Origin of the sequence: Bacillus sp. JUb11, from assembly GCF_024807925.1 — a bacterium.
In the GTDB taxonomy this organism is placed as follows: Bacteria; Bacillota; Bacilli; order Bacillales; family Bacillaceae; genus Bacillus; species Bacillus altitudinis.
Genome location: NZ_JANUEZ010000001.1, coordinates 524,241 through 540,585, shown reverse-complemented (window position 1 = coordinate 540,585; position 16,345 = coordinate 524,241). Strand labels below are relative to the sequence as shown.

General features: G+C 40.9%; 20 protein-coding genes. 7 read left to right on the top strand and 13 right to left on the bottom strand.

Annotated elements, in window-relative coordinates; all coding sequences use genetic code 11:
- Positions 1–66: 66 nt before the first annotated feature.
- The 7 genes from fur to M2369_RS02795 all read right to left on the bottom strand — a co-directional run bounded on the left by fur (position 67) and on the right by M2369_RS02795 (position 5,305).
- Entirely contained in the window at positions 67–519 is a 453-nt protein-coding gene (gene fur, locus M2369_RS02825; RefSeq protein ID WP_003215577.1) for a ferric iron uptake transcriptional regulator, read from the bottom strand.
- A 121-nt stretch (positions 520–640) separates the two neighbouring features.
- The gene (gene spoIIM, locus M2369_RS02820) at positions 641–1,285 is read right to left on the bottom strand and encodes a stage II sporulation protein M (RefSeq protein WP_017367532.1); all 645 of its coding nucleotides are present in this window, start codon (positions 1,283–1,285) and stop codon (positions 641–643) included.
- Between the two features lie 115 nt (positions 1,286–1,400).
- A complete protein-coding gene (locus M2369_RS02815; RefSeq protein WP_024718936.1) occupies positions 1,401–2,531 on the bottom strand; it encodes a S8 family peptidase in 1,131 nt (376 codons plus the stop codon).
- Between the two features lie 111 nt (positions 2,532–2,642).
- Entirely contained in the window at positions 2,643–2,864 is a 222-nt protein-coding gene (locus M2369_RS02810; protein ID WP_024718937.1) for a hypothetical protein, read from the bottom strand.
- A gap of 266 nt (positions 2,865–3,130) precedes the next feature.
- The gene (locus M2369_RS02805) at positions 3,131–3,583 is read right to left on the bottom strand and encodes a GNAT family N-acetyltransferase (RefSeq protein ID WP_135009209.1); all 453 of its coding nucleotides are present in this window, start codon (positions 3,581–3,583) and stop codon (positions 3,131–3,133) included.
- The gene (locus tag M2369_RS02800) at positions 3,570–4,751 is read right to left on the bottom strand and encodes a TIGR00375 family protein (protein ID WP_135009210.1); all 1,182 of its coding nucleotides are present in this window, start codon (positions 4,749–4,751) and stop codon (positions 3,570–3,572) included. Before M2369_RS02800 ends, M2369_RS02805 begins: the two co-directional genes overlap by 14 nt.
- A complete protein-coding gene (locus tag M2369_RS02795; protein ID WP_024718940.1) occupies positions 4,748–5,305 on the bottom strand; it encodes an NUDIX hydrolase in 558 nt (185 codons plus the stop codon). Before M2369_RS02795 ends, M2369_RS02800 begins: the two co-directional genes overlap by 4 nt.
- A gap of 168 nt (positions 5,306–5,473) precedes the next feature.
- Between M2369_RS02795 and M2369_RS02790 the strand changes: the two genes are divergently transcribed.
- Positions 5,474–6,400 carry an aldo/keto reductase gene (locus M2369_RS02790; RefSeq protein ID WP_008343842.1) on the top strand — a complete coding sequence of 309 codons (927 nt, stop codon included), beginning with the start codon at positions 5,474–5,476 and terminating at the stop codon, positions 6,398–6,400.
- A gap of 175 nt (positions 6,401–6,575) precedes the next feature.
- Here the strand turns inward: M2369_RS02790 and M2369_RS02785 are convergent, their stop codons facing one another.
- Entirely contained in the window at positions 6,576–6,800 is a 225-nt protein-coding gene (locus M2369_RS02785; protein WP_008343840.1) for a YqkE family protein, read from the bottom strand.
- A gap of 119 nt (positions 6,801–6,919) precedes the next feature.
- Between M2369_RS02785 and M2369_RS02780 the strand changes: the two genes are divergently transcribed.
- The gene (locus tag M2369_RS02780) at positions 6,920–7,849 is read left to right on the top strand and encodes an alpha/beta hydrolase (RefSeq protein WP_082627017.1); all 930 of its coding nucleotides are present in this window, start codon (positions 6,920–6,922) and stop codon (positions 7,847–7,849) included.
- Between the two features lie 24 nt (positions 7,850–7,873).
- On the opposite strand, the gene M2369_RS02775 is transcribed toward M2369_RS02780, so the two are convergent.
- The 3 genes from M2369_RS02775 to M2369_RS02765 form a co-directional block, all read right to left on the bottom strand.
- Positions 7,874–9,136, bottom strand: coding sequence for a Rap family tetratricopeptide repeat protein (locus tag M2369_RS02775; RefSeq protein ID WP_144679387.1), 1,263 nt, complete (start codon positions 9,134–9,136; stop codon positions 7,874–7,876).
- 300 nt (positions 9,137–9,436) lie between these two features.
- Positions 9,437–9,676 (bottom strand): YqkC family protein, encoded by a 240-nt coding sequence (locus M2369_RS02770; RefSeq protein WP_008343836.1) that lies wholly within the window; start codon positions 9,674–9,676, stop codon positions 9,437–9,439.
- A 12-nt stretch (positions 9,677–9,688) separates the two neighbouring features.
- Positions 9,689–10,015: an iron-sulfur cluster biosynthesis family protein gene (locus M2369_RS02765; protein ID WP_039165847.1), complete on the bottom strand. Its 327-nt coding sequence runs from the start codon at positions 10,013–10,015 to the stop codon at positions 9,689–9,691.
- 212 nt (positions 10,016–10,227) lie between these two features.
- Here M2369_RS02765 and M2369_RS02760 point away from each other — a divergent pair, with 212 nt between their 5' ends.
- Positions 10,228–10,935: an expansin EXLX1 family cellulose-binding protein gene (locus M2369_RS02760; protein WP_193803715.1), complete on the top strand. Its 708-nt coding sequence runs from the start codon at positions 10,228–10,230 to the stop codon at positions 10,933–10,935.
- A 17-nt stretch (positions 10,936–10,952) separates the two neighbouring features.
- On the opposite strand, the gene M2369_RS02755 is transcribed toward M2369_RS02760, so the two are convergent.
- Together M2369_RS02755 and M2369_RS02750 are read right to left on the bottom strand one after the other, a co-directional pair.
- Complete coding sequence (locus M2369_RS02755) at positions 10,953–11,927, bottom strand: GNAT family N-acetyltransferase (RefSeq protein WP_039165852.1); 975 nt, start codon at positions 11,925–11,927, stop codon at positions 10,953–10,955.
- Positions 11,924–12,403 carry a GNAT family N-acetyltransferase gene (locus tag M2369_RS02750; protein WP_007501073.1) on the bottom strand — a complete coding sequence of 160 codons (480 nt, stop codon included), beginning with the start codon at positions 12,401–12,403 and terminating at the stop codon, positions 11,924–11,926. The genes M2369_RS02755 and M2369_RS02750 overlap by 4 nt, the downstream gene beginning before the upstream one ends.
- 282 nt (positions 12,404–12,685) lie before the next feature.
- Between M2369_RS02750 and M2369_RS02745 the strand changes: the two genes are divergently transcribed.
- The 4 genes from M2369_RS02745 to M2369_RS02730 all read left to right on the top strand — a co-directional run bounded on the left by M2369_RS02745 (position 12,686) and on the right by M2369_RS02730 (position 16,336).
- The gene (locus tag M2369_RS02745; protein WP_024718948.1) at positions 12,686–13,135 is read left to right on the top strand and encodes a YfmQ family protein; all 450 of its coding nucleotides are present in this window, start codon (positions 12,686–12,688) and stop codon (positions 13,133–13,135) included.
- Positions 13,136–13,276: 141 nt separating this feature from the next.
- Positions 13,277–14,509 carry a DNA polymerase IV gene (locus M2369_RS02740; RefSeq protein WP_024718949.1) on the top strand — a complete coding sequence of 411 codons (1,233 nt, stop codon included), beginning with the start codon at positions 13,277–13,279 and terminating at the stop codon, positions 14,507–14,509.
- 15 nt (positions 14,510–14,524) lie between these two features.
- Complete coding sequence (locus M2369_RS02735; protein WP_017367544.1) at positions 14,525–14,869, top strand: YolD-like family protein; 345 nt, start codon at positions 14,525–14,527, stop codon at positions 14,867–14,869.
- Positions 14,870–15,100: 231 nt separating this feature from the next.
- The gene (locus M2369_RS02730) at positions 15,101–16,336 is read left to right on the top strand and encodes an MDR family MFS transporter (RefSeq protein WP_259253375.1); all 1,236 of its coding nucleotides are present in this window, start codon (positions 15,101–15,103) and stop codon (positions 16,334–16,336) included.
- Positions 16,337–16,345 lie beyond the last annotated feature (9 nt).

The window sequence follows — 16,345 nt, the reverse complement described above, 5'->3', positions numbered from 1 at the left end:
GACAAGGAATATACAGCGAACATGCAAAAAACCTTTTCATTTTGAATGAAAAGGTTCCAATTCGGATTATTTGCCGGATTCATCATCATGACACCGGTGGCAAATACCATGGAATGTCAATCTATGATCCTTAATTTTAAATTTCCAGTCGCGTTCAATAATCTCTTCAACATCTTCTAATAAATCATCTTCTATCTCATCGACTGTTCCGCATTCCATACAGACAAGATGGTGATGGAAGTGAGCGGCTCCTTCTTTGCGAAGATCATATCGCGAAACGCCGTCTCCAAAGTTAATTTTATCAACAACTTTCAGTTCAGTAAGCAATTCTAACGTCCGATAAACAGTAGCAAGACCAATTTCAGGAGACTTCTCTTTTACGAGGAGGTATACATCTTCTGCACTTAAATGGTCTTCTTCATTCTCAAGCAGTACTCTTACTGTTGCTTCACGCTGTGGCGTGAGCTTATAGCTGGAAGAATGAAGCTGTTTCTTAATTCGATCAATCCGATTTTCCATTGACTTTCCCTCCTACGCCACATTACTTGATCATTATATCAAATGATGTGCAGAGAGCCAACTATAATCATTTTAAATTGATAAATAAATTGATTATTATTTAATAACGATTATAAAATTATCAAAACAGAACACCTGCCAGCTTTTTCATCAGCATGAATGATAAGTATGATTCAAAAAAGGACGAAAGAGCAGCGAGGGTTAAAATCATCAGTAGAACAGAAGCATACCGGCCAAACCAATGGATTGGCGCTTGACTGATGGTTTTTTTCATAAAAAGCTGACCAATTAAACGAATGGAGAACGCAATCGCACAAGTTCCGATCACTAAATACGCAGGAATGAGCAAGATATTTTGAGGAAGCACCGAGACAAAAGAAAGAAAAAAACCGCTAAGCCCCATTTGATTGACCAAAAAACCGACAGTAAACCCAACTACAATCCCTTTTAAAAAGATCATCAGAAAAATAAGCGGCAGGCCAATGATGGAAATTCCGAGTATCCACATGAGGCCCAAATATTTCATATGATGCAAAAAGCTTTGCAAAAACATTTCTTTTGATTCTGCTGCTTTCTCATTCGTCAGTTGACCAAAAAATTGATTTAAATAGTAGAATAAATCCTCTTTCTGACTCATTGTCATACTATTGACGATAATGGCTCCAAAAATGACGCCCATTAAAAATAGTACAGAAACAAACAAATAAATTGATAAATGATCTTTCACGTGCTGAAGAAGATGTTCTTTCCAAGACTTTTTCCGCATGCGCCTTCCTCCCAAATAGTAAAGGTTACTAGATTCTATGAGAGAGCAGACGAAACATGACAGTTTTATGAAAAGAAAAACGAGAAAGCAACTGTACACTGCTTTCTCGTTTCCTTTATCGTGCAGCTTTTTGTACGTTCACAAGCCCAGCTCCATAATAAAAAGGTTCGCCAAGTTTTGTGGCCGTTTTTGTCAGCCTTTCACGCAATTCATCATTTGTCAGATTCGGATGTTTTGATAGAATGACTGCCGCAGCACCAGCTACATGAGGTGATGCCATAGACGTTCCACTCTTATATCCATATTCGTTATGAGGAATGGTACTTAATGTTGAAACACCTGGTGCTGATACTTCCACCTCTTCCCCAACAGAGGAATCAAAGGCTCTTTGCTTTCGTTGATCCACAGATGCAACTGCCATGACAGAGCTGTATTTGGCCGGGTAATCTATCGTATTAAGTGACCCGTAGCTTCCAGCATTTCCTGCAGATGCGACAATGAGAATCCCGTTGTCATATGCTCGATCTACCGCTTCTTTCAGCGCCTCCGATTCACTTGCTCCCCCCATACTAATATTGATGACATCCATCTCATTCTCAATCGCCCATTCAATGCCTTTAATGATCCAGCTATAGTAGCCGTCACCATTTTCATCTGCCACTTTCACCGCATAGATCGAAGCTTTTGGAGCCACACCAACGACGCCTACCTTATTATCTAATGCTGCGATCGTGCCTGCAACGTGGGTTCCGTGTTCATGCGGGTCAACGAGCGGATCGGACTCTGTTGGAACAAAGCTGACACCACCAGTTACATGTAAATCTTCATGCTTGCCGTCGATTCCACTGTCAAGAACAGCTACTTTGACATTCTGTCCTGCATATCCTCGTTTATGTACCTTTTGTGCTTTAATGCTTTTGATACCATAAGGGACGCTTTGACCGCTTGTTTTTGCTTTTTGGTCTTCCTCAATAAAAGTAACTTCTTTTGCTTGATGTAGTTTTTCTTTTGATGCTTCGTTCAACGAAACTTTCATCATATCTATTTTATCTATTGATTCTTTCACATGACCGCCAGCTTTTTCAACAAGCTGTTTTTGTGTTTTGTCTTGAACGGAAGAAGAAAAACCGATCATATACTCTTTTTTTGCTTGATCCTTTGCAGATACATCTGATGCGCCGAATGTCATCGATGCCAGCAGCATACTTGCCATACAAAGCCCTGCTCCAAATGATTTGACCTTCACGATACCCACTCTCCCTTTCATTTCTTTTTGTCATTTAACTACATTTTTAGACAAAAAGAAACGACCGTTTGTCCTATTTTTTAAAATTTTTCCAATTATTTGATCTACTTGTCACAAAAAAGCAAAATAAAAATGCTTATGATCCTGTTCATAGCGATCATAAGCATTCCTACCTTTATGTTTTTTCATCATATGCTGCAAGGCTTCTTGCTTTGTTTTTGTCTTTCTTTCGTGTGTACTAAAATGCGGTATATTTCCTCTCGATTGTTCTGGATTTCGACTGTGCTGCCTTTGAAGGTGTTCTCTCTTTTTCTTTGCTTTGCTTTTTCCCATTTCGCAAAACCCCTTTCGTTGTCGTTATGATACATGAAAGCACCTAAAAAAGATAGACGTATACACGTCTATCTCAAATTGTTGACAAAAGGCTAAAATGTACTTGATTTTAGCCTTTTGTCTTCTTTCAGCGTGATAGAAAACCTTTGCAGTCTAGGAAGAACGAGCACTGGCGCGGAGCGAATTTGACATTCGTGAGCACCGGAGCGCAGGACTGACAAAGAATGCGAGGGTTTGTCTACACGCTGAGATAGACGTAGACACGCCTATCTTTCTATTCTCACCATATCAAGATGCGGAATTCCATCCTCATCATAACAATCTGAGACAGCTTCGAAGCCAAACGATTCGTAGAACGATTTCAAATAAGCCTGTGCTTGGATTTTAATCTTTGTTTCGCCTAATTCACTGAGCTTTTTTATCGCCTGATCGAGCAGGATCTTCCCGTAACCTTTTTTCCGGCCGGTCTTCGTCACAAGGACACGTCCAATGGATGCCTCTTTGTACATGATCCCGCTTTGGAAAATGCGGCAATAAGCCACAATCGTGCCGTTCTCTTTGGCGATTACATGCAGCGCCTCTTGATCACGATGATCAATTTCAGGATAAGGACATGTTTGTTCTACAACAAACACATTCACTCTTTCCATTAAAATCAGGTAAAGGTCCTCTTTAGACAGTTGTTCAAATGTGTGACATGTCCATTTAAGTTGATTCATGATTGATATCCACCTTACCGTAGACCCCGCCTCCGCCAGCGATCAGTCCAACTTCACCTCTTCTTGCTTTGATGATGTAATCGGCTGTTTTCTCAGGCAGGACCGCTTTTAATTCTTGTTCTGTTGCTTGATGAAGAATATTCATCTCTGTATGAAAGACAGCTTTTAACTTTTCTAACGTTTTGGCTCCAACACCCGGAATAAATTGAAGGGGAAGCTGGTGAACATAAGGAGGCCTTATTCCTTTGTCACTTTCTTGGTCAGCAAGCTCCTTTAACCGCTCACTCACCCCTTTTGTCATTCGGGTATGGCCGCATGCTTGGCACTTTTCTTGCTCCTGACTGTCAGGTCTTACCCCGCATTTCTCACAGGTCGTATGATAATACTTTCCGAGCCGCGGAGCGAGCCCATAATTTCCAGTGATGTTTCTGCCATCTTTTCCTTGAAGCGCTAGCTCGAATTCAGCAAAGGAGGCATGATCCATTCGGATCTTAGTATATTCCCGCGCAATTTTCCCTAAAGAATGGGCATCTGAATTTGTTAAAAAAGGATAGCGGTTTAGCTCACTTAGCTGGGAGGCCATAGACGTATCACAGCTAAGGCCAAGCTCAACAGCATCAATGAGTTCTGGATCGAATACTTCGGTTAAAGACGTATTGACCCCTTTGCCGTATAAACTTTTATGCGGCGTAAAAATATGGGCAGGAATAAATAATCCCCCTAGTTCCTTCACCTTATGCTGAAGCGTTCTCCCATCCACATATAACCGCTGTGAACTCAAATGCACATTTTTCATATGAAGAGAAAGCCATGCGGAAAACTCAGACATTTTACGAAGCGTGGGCATAAAGGCAAGCACATGAATCGGACCTTTTGATTGGTCATCATTGATTTCTAGCTCACTGCCTAAAAGCAAAACGGTCTTTCCAAATGATAAACCGCCATCGGTTAGTTCAGTGTACGTGCCTTCCTCTACACCTTCTATCAGTTCTTCTAGTACTTCGGGAGATTGTGCATCAATGACACCAATCATCCCCATCCCTTTACTTTGAGACGCTTCAATGAGAATTTGGTCAATGGTCAGTGACCTTGCACCTGTAATTTTGACAGCCCTGCCTGTTCTTGTTCGACCAATATGAATATGGATATCTGCAAAGAATTCCCTCATTTTGTAGACTTAAGTACCTCTTGCAATTGTAAGTATTGAATGGCATAGGCTGTTTTTGCATCATAAATATGCTGTTTTTCGATGAGGTGCAGCGCTTCTTCTAATGAAACTTCCATCACTTCGACAAATTCATCCTCATCCAGCTCTCGTTTCTCTTCAAGCGGGACCAGCTGATCGGCAAGGTAGATATGAACAATTTCATCCGCAAACCCTGGTGATGTATAAAAGGCGGTCAGTTTTTGGAGCGCCTGAGTAGTATAGCCTGTCTCTTCTTCCAATTCTCTCAGTGCTGTATGTGCCGGCTCTTCCCCTTTTTCTAGTTTTCCAGCCGGAATCTCAACGATGGCTCTCTCCAGTGCTTTACGGTATTGTTTGACCAAAATGATTTTATTTTCGTCTGTACGTGCAATGACTGCTACTGCACCTGGATGTTTAATGATCTCGCGTTTGCCTGGTTTTCCGTTCGGCAATTCTACATCTTCAAGAACCAAGTCAATGATTTTTCCGTTATATAATGTTTTTGACGATAATGTTTTTTCTTCAAAGTCCTTCAATTTTGTCAGCTCCTCGTTCTACTTTCACTTTTTACTTCATTCATTTTAACATAGATGTTTTAGGAGAAGCCAAAATGCGGATGCCTGCTTCAATGCGCCTTTTGAAATCACCTAGCTTGAATTCCAGAATTGTTTCACTTAATGTGAAAGGATAGGAGTGTGATTGAATTGAAAAAAAGACGAATTGGCACCTCTGATCTCTTGGTTAGTGAGGCGGCACTAGGATGTATGTCCCTTGGGACTGAAAAAGAAAAAGCGCTCTCTTTATTAGATGAAGCCATTGATCTTGGGATTAACTATTTGGATACAGCTGATTTATATGATTTTGGAACAAATGAGGAAATCGTCGGGGAAGCCATTAAGAACAGACGCCAAGATTTGATTTTGGCCACAAAAGGCGGCAACCGCTTTGAAAAAGGCAAACCTGGCTGGGACTGGGATCCTTCAAAAGCATATATAAAAGAGGCTGTGAAACAAAGCCTGAAACGACTTCAAACAGATTATATTGATTTATATCAATTGCATGGCGGCACAATTGACGATCCAATTGACGAAACCATCGAGGCATTTGAAGAATTGGTTGAAGAAGGTGTCATTCGCTATTACGGCATATCGTCGATCCGTCCGAATGTCATAAAAGAATACGCCAAAAAATCAAATATCGTGAGTGTGATGATGCAATATAGTTTACTCGACCGCCGCCCAGAAGAATGGTTTTCTCTTCTTGAAGAACAAAGCATTAGTGTCGTGGCAAGAGGTCCTTTAGCAAAAGGATTATTAACTGAAAAACCCCTTTCGCAAGCAAGTGCGGCGATTCAAAAGAACGGGTATCTTGAATATTCATTTGAAGAGCTCCAGCAAATCATTCCTTCGTTAAAGAAAGTCGCTTATGACCTATCACTGACAGAGCTGTCCATTCAATACTTGCTCAAGCATTCTGCAGTCAGCTCTGTTGTTTTTGGCGCAAGCTCGGTGAAACAGTTAAAAGAAAATGTGGCAGCGGCAAATGCACGTTCATTAAGCGACCAAGAAGTAAAAGCTTTGTCATATTTCACAAAACAGTCTGTGTATGAGACGCATCGTTTGAATCAATAGAAGACAAATGGAAGAACAGCTTGCCACTTATGTTTTGTTTTAATGTACAACCCTATTGGTGCGATTCTGAAATGAAGTGATACGAGGGAGTTAGACGTGTTTTCTCTTAGGCTCATGTAGTATGTATTCATCTCAAGGATATAACATAAAAAAGGGAGCATCATAGCTCCCTTTTTTAACTTTTATACTTTCTCCAGTCTAAATGACTTTCATCTAGCAGCTCTGAGAAGCTTTTATTTTTTTCTTTTTCTTTCTGTTGCCGAAGGAGGTCTTGTCGTTTTTGTTCTTCTCTTTTTTCTGTCTCGGCGGCCAGATTCTGCTTCATTTGAAGGAGCTGCTGTTTCACATCATCCTTTATGCCGTCCTTTAGCTTTGCTTGATCTTGATTGGTCTTTTTCACTTTGCCTCTCTCCTTTTGCTTTAGTGTATCATCCGTTTTATTTGCTCAGCAAGAGTCACGCCAAACTCCCAACATGTGGTATGATCTTCATAGAAACCCTTCGGAAAGGAAGAATCAGCTTGAAGAAGAAATGGCTCGCTATACTCGCCTTGGTATTATTTCCACTCGCTGCAATCGGCATTTTTTTTACCAATAAAATGATGTATATACGAAAATTAACGGATGAAGAGCTCATCAAACGAGAATCAGATGAAGGGCACTATCATCACGAGGAGTTTCAACAGCTGCAAAAAGAGAAAGTTTGTATTCCTTCAACATTTGGTTATGATCTTCATGGCTATTTTGTACCGATCCCTCATACAACACGCACCATCGTTCTTTGTCACGGGGTTACAGTCAGTTTGATCAATTCCGTGAAGTATATGAAATTATTCCAAAAGCTTGGATGGAATGTGCTGCTTTATGATCATAGAAGACATGGGATGAGCGGCGGAAAAACAACGAGCTATGGATATTATGAAAAAGAAGATTTGGCTCAAGTCGTCAAGTGGCTGAGAAAAAGGCTTGGGGAAAAAGCAATCATTGGGATACACGGAGAATCGATGGGCGCAGTCACAACTTTATTATATGCTGCAAAACCAGATGCAAACGCCAATTTTTACATCGCTGATTGTCCTTTTGCTTCCTTTGAGGATCAGCTTCTGTATCGATTAAAAACAGATTTTCGTCTTTCAGGACAGTGGATTCTTCCACTAAGTGATCAAGTGTTGAAATGGCGGGACGGATACAGCATTCGGCAAGTTTCTCCACTTGATGTAATCGATCAGGTGAAAGAACCTATCCTTTTTATTCATAGCCTCCATGATGACTATATCCCTTGTGAGCAAAGCGAGCAGTTATACGCACGCAAAAAAGGTGATAAACGGCTATTTATTGCGCCACATGGTGCGCATGCGATGTCTTATAGTGACAATAAGGAAGTCTATGAACAAGAGGTCGAAGCATTTTTGGAAGCATTTCACTTCAATCAAAATGAAAGAGGAGAATGAACAGCCGTTCGTCTCCTCTTTTTGCTAACTTATACGATAGTCACCACTGTTGTATGGTGTCTGCCCGCCAGCTCCATATGGCTCTCTTCCGATTGCTGCTGACTCATGACCGATAACCCTGCAGTTGCTGCCAATAAAAGAACTATCAAACTCATTTTCATATAAATGACCTCCATTTTGAATTTTTGATATGGCTTGAATTTTCCTTTCGTAATACCGGGTAGAAACTTCAAATAATCCAAGCTCATTATAATAATGAGCCGCATCAAGTGCCAGTTCCTCAATATCTGGGTATAAACGCTTGTCCTCCAACAAATCTAATGTATCGTCTATGATTTTTATTTCTGCATCAACGTATAATGCTTTTAAAAACTGAAACTTGCAGATGTAAATTTCATCTTCTAATTCACAGGCTTTCATAATACCTTGTTGATAGAGGGTTAACGACTCTTCTATTTGTTTTTGTTTAAACAGGATTTGGGTCAGCATAAATAGTGGGTCTAGAGAGCGATTCAGATGGGTTAAATTCTCCTTTTCAAACACTTCAAGAGAGTCTTTGAGATAGCGACTTGCTGTAGCAAGATCGTTCATTTGGTAATAGCAGTTACCTAAGTTGAAAAGGGCCGAACCTATGACTCGAGGGTTTCCAATTAAGCGTGCTCGCTTTAGAGCATTTTTAAAGTAGGGCAATGCATGTTCATAGCATTTCAAATCATCATAGTTTGCACCGATGACAAATTCACAGTGGATGATTCTCAGCGTGTACGTTCTGTAGGCAGAGTACGTATCTAACGCTTGCAAAGCATAGTGCATCGAAAAGTGGGTTTGTTTCATGTGGTAGTATATTTCTGCTAATTTAAAATAAAATTCTGCTCTTTCTATATCATCTGATATGAGATTGAGCTTTTTTTCTGCGGAACGGTAATAAGCAATGGCGCTCAAATAGTTTCTCTGTTCAAATTCAAACATTCCTGTAAAAAAATGAACATAGTATTCAAGCATATCTGTTAATTTGGTCTGCGAATGTTCAATTGTTTCTAGAAGCTTCTTAATCTCCTCATCATTCGAGGCTTTTTTTGCCGGTTCAAAATATTCAAGCATGACCTTATGTCGAAAATCCATCAGCTGGTAAAAAAGCAGCAAGTTCTGATCTTGCTCCATCTCAAGGATTTCCTGCTCGATCTCGGCCTTTAGCTTCTCTGCTTTCATGACATGAAATCCGCAAATCTGCCTATACCATTCGTTTATTTTGATTCCAACCTGAGGCGATGACAGCTTGAGCTTCAATTCACCTTAGCACCTCCCTCCTCATGTACGATACATGTTGTATTCTATCATATTTCCTCGAATGGAAGAAATATGAAATGTCGTTTTTCGTAAAGTTTTCGGTATCCCGCAATAACCGCTTTCATTGCCGATTTTTCGGCATTTACAGTCTCTATTTTTCTCTTTCTATTTTTCTCATTTTGTCTAAATGTTTGTTAAAAATGACTTTTTATCGTTGAAAAATCTCATTTTTCAAATTAGACAGTTCTCCTGTTTGATGAGATGATGATGGCACAAAAAAAGCCCTCTTCAGCAAAGGGCTTATAACACATCTGTTACGTGTTCCATATTCTCTTTTATCCAACTGACTGCTAATTCAAGCGTTGGAAATTCTTCCGTTTCAAATGTGACTTCATCTTGGAGAAGCCAGACGTCCTTTTTTACTGAATCCATTCCACCGATTGACCAGTGCAAAAGGCTATATGGATGATTATTATTTAAAAACGACACCCACGTTTTATTTTGTGCCGTATTTTGTATCACTTTCAGCTTTTGATCCACTACGTTTCCACCTTACTTTACAAGTATACCCATTCTCGGGCTGAGTATTTGTTGAGGACTTTTCAACATAAGTGTATTGGCTTTTTCATTAAAATCAATCGTCATTTCCTCGTCAAAAAACACCTTTTGTGCTGTGTGTATATATAGTTTTAAATGTTGGCTATTTTTAAGTGGTTCCCATTCACCTGTTCTTTCACTTGTTAACCAAAGCATCGGTACGCCACTCACTGCACAGCCACAACCTTCTGAATCGTAGCGAAGCAGTAATTCCTTCGTTCCGTTTCCTGTTTGCTGTTTTTCTATATACGTTTTAGCCAGTTCTGTGATGTGAATATACATGGCGAACATCCTTTTTAAATTGATGCTTACATTGTAACACATAAAACACCATAAAACATGACACACGACTAAATCCGAAAGTCATACTCTTTGAAATACACGCTCTTCTCACTAGGATTATATCTATCTATTGGCTCTTTCTGCATCCTGTTTTTTAGAATTATACTGATGACGCTATCAATTTTAAAAGAAGAAACAGGAGGTTTTAGATCGTGAAAAAAAGATTATCTCTCTGCTTTATCGGGGCGCTGATATTGATGTTGAGTTTCACTATGCCCAACATGAAAGCGGCATCTATCCTTGATGAAGTACGAGAAAGCTATGCGACTTATACGGGATCTGGTTACTCAGGGGGCGCCGCTTTATTAGATCCTATTCCCTCTGACATGGAAATTACAGCTTTAAATCCCCATGACTATAACTATAAAGGGGTAAATGCGGCACTTGCAGGGGCTTACCTTGAAGTAACGGGGCCAAAAGGAAAGACCGTTGTGTATGTAACCGATAAATATCCAGAAGGAGCAAAAGGAGCTCTTGATCTTTCTCCTAATGCCTTTGCCAAAATTGGCAATATGGAAGATGGGAAAATCCCAATTAGTTGGAAAATTATAAAAGCACCGATTAGCGGAAATGTAGCTTACAGAATAAAAGAAGGTAGCAGTGAGTGGTGGGCTGCGATTCAAGTGCGCAATCATAAATATCCGGTTATGAAAATGGAATATTACAAAGATGGACAATGGGTGAACATGGGAAAGACAGACTACAACCATTTCCTTGGCTTTCATATGGGGTCTACATCTCTTCCTGTTCGAATCACAGATATTCGCGGGGTCATAGTAAAGGATCAATTACCCGCTCTTCCATCTACTGCTGCTTCACAGGCCTATATTGTAAAAGGCAATGTTCAGTTTCCTAATTAACGAGGAGAAGAGGCAGCTTATTTAAGAGCTTCCTCTCTTCCTTCTTTATCCCAGCGATATGCCTCATTTTCTATTTCTTTTATGATTTCATTCTTTCCCGCCATATAGCTTTGTATATCTTCCGGATACTGCTTTGCTAATTGTTCCTTGACAGACGCATACGCTTCAGCTCGTTCTGGGTGGAGTCTTAAGTAATTTCGAAACAATAAATGTCTTTTCACATCAGGATGATTCCTTTCATACACATGGACATGATGCGTACGATTCAAGCCACCCTTTTGAAAAAAACGTCTCCCTTTTATACCATTTTCACCGAGCGCTTCGTATCCAAGGTGTTCAAATCTCTCTTTTTTTCTATCAATCTCTTCTATATCGCTTACTTCTATTAATATATCTATAATTGGTTTGGCAACAAGTCCTGTAACTGACGTGCTGCCTATATGGTATCCTTCTATCCAGCTCTTTTGAATGATTTGCTTGAGTCGCTGCTTTTCTTGACGGAATTCTTCATGCCATTCGTTTTTGAATTCGACAACCTCAACCTTGCGTCGCGGTGTCCATTTCATTTTTGATAGGGTGAGCTCTTTTTCCACATGAATGACATTTGTTTCAAAAAACCCTAATTTTTCATATAGCCTTTTTGCAGGGGTGTTTTCCTGCCCTGTGGTCAGTTCTATCGGCACATTCTTCTCTATGATTGTGGACATAAGTCTTGTTCCAATACCCTGCTTTAGCGCTTTTGGATGCACAGCCAATCGACTAATGATCAAACAATCTTTCAGCTCTTCATAAGAGACTACACCTAATAAGAGATCATTTTGCTGAAAACCAATAAATTGCTCTTTTGCTTTCATGACATCTTGAATGGTCTCTTTTAATGGCGGAAGATCAGCATAGCCAATTTGTTCAGCTTCTTGTTGGTATGCAGCTAGTTGAATATGTAAAATCTGCTTTGCTACATCACTTATTGTGTGATCTAAATAAACAATCATTTCATTGCCTCCAGCTTCTTCACAAATAACACACGGTCTTCATGAATGCCATCGTAATCTGAAAAGACTGAGATGCCATCTACTGTTTTATCTCCCTTTTCTATCTGAAACCCGAGTTTTGTATGGTAAGCAATGGAGACTTTATTGATAGGAGCTGTGACAGCTTTAATTGTTGTTCTTCCTTCCTTTTCAGCCGCTTCATAAAAAGCTTGATAGAGGATTTTACCTATCTTTAATTTACGGTGATCTGGGTGGACGCCAACAAAGTGAATATAGGCTTCATCCGAATGAGATTGCGATAAAAAACCAACCAAAAAGCCGATCAGCTCTCCCTTTTCAACGACAACAAAACTTGTTTGCTGGAAATGTTCAAAAAAGAGCTTTGGCAATTTTGCACGCAAATCTCTGCCTCCCCACCAGCTTTGAATGACGGATGTGACTGCGTAAAAATCTGACGGTTTCACTTGACGTATCATGATGGCCTCGCCCCTTTTTCCATTTTGGCTTTCCTTTGATTCGTTTTTTCTCAAAAATGCGATTGTTTCAATAGTCTACTGTCTGATCAAATGGTTGTAAAGACAGTATGCCTGTCTTTTTTCATATTCACTTGTTGGTTCTTCGTCTTTCAGCCGTCATCTCCTTTTAAATCTTCACACTTATTTCAAAAAGTTCACTTTTTGTGCGAAAGTTTCATTCATTTGTTATGTTAAGATGGTTCATATAGGAAATGGTACAAATGTTTATTGGAGATGATGAGATTGGTTTGGGTTGTTATTTCGCTTGTTGTATTTAGTCTTTTAAAGCTGCTTGTCACCTCTTTGCCTTCTGGTGTTGTTGAGCGCCTTTTTAGCCGCTACGCCGTACATGCTAAAGTAACAAGTGAGCAAACAAATATTACTTTTCAAGGTCGTTCGCTTGATGAGCAGCGAGCATCTGAAATCATTCAACATTTTAATGATGCGATCTTTATTGAACGCTATTATATTTACCCTGGTGATGAAGAACGCTTTCTTCATCCGAATGAAGGGCCAGCGCCGCTTACTATGCAAACAAAGCATGGGAAACATGATGTCACCCTTTATCTGTTCCATTATGATGACCATGTGGATGTGGTTCGGCAGTTTACACATAAGCCAAAGAAAAAGCTGATGGCTTATCGTCTGCGTTCTGAACCGCTCCAAACATTCCACAACATGGCACATGCCTAACAATCGTTGCAGCAGACGAGACGAAGTGTTCACCACTTCGTCTTTTTTGTATGGACAGCTTTTGAATGATTTACCAGTATGAATTTCACCTCATGTTGTTTACAATAGATGCAGAACATACGTTCTTAGAGGTGAAGTACAATGAATGAACGAGCCATTCTGCTTGTGGATATGCAGTCATTTTATGCATCAGTTGAGAAGGTGGAGGCGCCTCATTTGGAGAATGTGCCGCTCATTGTCTCTGGAGATCCAGAACGAAGAAGCGGAGTCGTCCTGGCGGCCTGCCCTCTCGCGAAGAAACGTGGCGTACAAAATGCATCAAGGTTATGGGAAGCACAGGAGAAATGTCCTGAAGCAGTGGTTGTACGTCCACGTATGCAGCGCTATCTCGATGTCTCTGTCATGATTACAGAACTGCTTGAACAATACACAGACCTTGTCGAGCCATATTCCATTGATGAACAGTTTCTTGATATTACAGGCAGTCTTACACTATTCGGCTCTCCACATGAGATCGCTCAACATATACAAACAACGATTATGAATCAGACTGGCATTTACGCACGTGTGGGCATCGGCCCTAATAAAGTGCTCGCTAAAATGGCCTGTGACCATTTTGCCAAAAAAAACACATCCGGCATCTACGAACTGAGTGCCGACCGGGTTGCTGCTGATTTATGGCCGCTTCCAATTGGAAAATTATTTGGCGTCGGCAAACGAATGGAGCATCATTTGAAACGAATGGGCATCAGTACTATTGGCACACTTGCTACTTATCCGTTAGACCGATTAAAAAAACGCTGGGGAATCAATGGGGAGCTTCTGCAGCGAACAGCTTTAGGACACGATCCCTCCCCAGTCACTATTCACACACATGATCAGCAAAAAGCCGTTGGGCATCATATGACCCTTCCCCGTGATTACGCATCTTTTGAGGAGATCAAAGTCGCTCTTCTTGAATTGAGTGAGGAAGTCGCTAGGCGGGCACGTTTTAAGCATTATCTCGGTCAAACGGTGTCTGTTGGTGTAAGAGGGGCTGATTTTTCACATCCAACAGGCTTTCATCGACAAATGAAGCTTCATTCACCGACACAGTATGGCTCAGATATTGCAGAGGCAGCGATTCAGCTATGCCAGCAGCACTGGGATGGCCAGCCCATTCGCAGTGTAGGCATTACCCTCTCACAGCTGCAGCCTGACAGCCACTATCAGCTGACTTTATTTGATCATCATTTGAAGAAAGATCAACTCAGCAAAGTATTTGATGAAATCCATCTGAAATATGGACCTGCGGCATTATTGCATGCTTCGTCACTGACAAGCGCAGGGCAGGCATATCACCGCGCCGAAAAAATTGGCGGGCATTACAAATAACGGAGGCGAACAAGCATGAATCCCAATAAATTAACACCTGGATACAACATCATGTGGGAATCAAGCCGAATGATGCTACCAGAGCACCGGGAGCAACTACTTGCTCAAAAACGAAAGAAAAAAGAATATACACCTCTACCGCTCAGCTCCGATCAGCTAGAGGAAATGAATGTTTTGATCACACAGTCGATTACCGAGGATCAAGCGATTTGCGTGACATATGTCTCATCAGGCATGAAAGCACAGTTTTGGGGCTGGGTGAAAGCCATTCATTATGAAACACGCCAAATGAAAATCGTGAATGACGAAGATGTTCTAAACCTTTCCTTACATCAAATTATTGCCATCGATCTCAATTGATTTTCGCAAAACGAAAACATGATCATTGAAAAACACGCTTCGTTTTTCTGAAAAAATTATGACCCATCAAGGCTTAAAACCTTGAAAACGAGGCATATGCTCTTCGAATGAACGGAACAGTTCAAGCTTCTCTGTCATTTGACGGATGACTCCTCCATCAAATTGTGTATTTAATTTGCACAATTTTTCATGTATGATTGGAACATCTTACAAACTCAGGGGAGACACAGCATGAAAAATAACTTACGCACTTTACATCCACTTAGTTGGACGATCATCATCGGCACGATATTTGGCCGAATGGCGACATCCATGAGCATTCCCTTTTTAGCCGTTTATTTGACACAAGTCAAAGGCGCCTCAGCCTCTTCAGCTGGATTGATCATTGCCGTCAGCTCTCTTATTGGGATTGTTGCGAGTTTTTACGGCGGCTATGTTTCCGACCGAATCGGCAGAAAAAAGGTCATGCTTTTATCCATCTTTGGCTGGACACTTGTCTTTGTTGGCTTCGCGTTTGCAGATGCCATTTGGGTCTTCTTTTTTATGAATGCTTTAAATGGACTGTGCCGGGCGCTGTTTGAACCAACGTCTAAAGCACTCTTATCCGATGTCACCCCATCGAGCATTCGGTTGTTTGTCTTTAACTTACGGTATACGGCCATTAACATTGGTGTCATTTTCGGCCCACTGCTTGGCTTATATCTCGGGTCATCAAAAACGACTTTTCCATTTCTCGTCGCTGCCCTCATTTACTTGTTGTACGGGTTAACGCTGGCATGGCAATTTCAAAAGCATCCAGTGGCTGCTCCAGAAAGCACCAAACAAATCGGCGTCAAAAAAGCTCTTTCCATTATTCAGAAAGATACGGTCTTTAGCATCATCCTCATTGGCGTTACTTTATGTTCATTTGGCTATTCACACCTAAGCTCAACACTGCCTCAATATTTATCGGCATCCCCTATGATTGAGGATGGCCCTAAACTGTTTGGGTATCTTTTATCCTTAAACGCAGTGGTTGTCATTGTCGTTCAGTACCCGCTGATTATGATCGCTAAGCGCTATTCAACGATTTTGTCGTTAACGACTGGGAACGTGCTTCTAGCAGGCAGTTTGTTTGCCATTGCTTTTTCACAAAGTCTCGGCACGCTTGCTTTTATCATTGTCGTGTTTACGATTGGTGAAGTGCTGCTCTTTGCGATGATGGATCTGTTTGTAGACAATATTGCAAAACCTGAAGTGAAAGGATCATACTTCGGCGCAATGGGGTTTTCTCAGCTCGGCAGCGTCGTCGGACCGTTTGTCGGAGGATTGTGTATTGACTTATTTGGCGTAGCCCATCCCCTTTCTATTTTTTCAGTCTTGGCGATTGTCACCGCTGCAGGCGTTCCGTTTTTACTTATCGGATACTATCGCCTAAAAAAACGAACAGCGGCTGCCGTGGCTGTGAAAGTAAGTGGAGGTCATTAAAAAAAACCG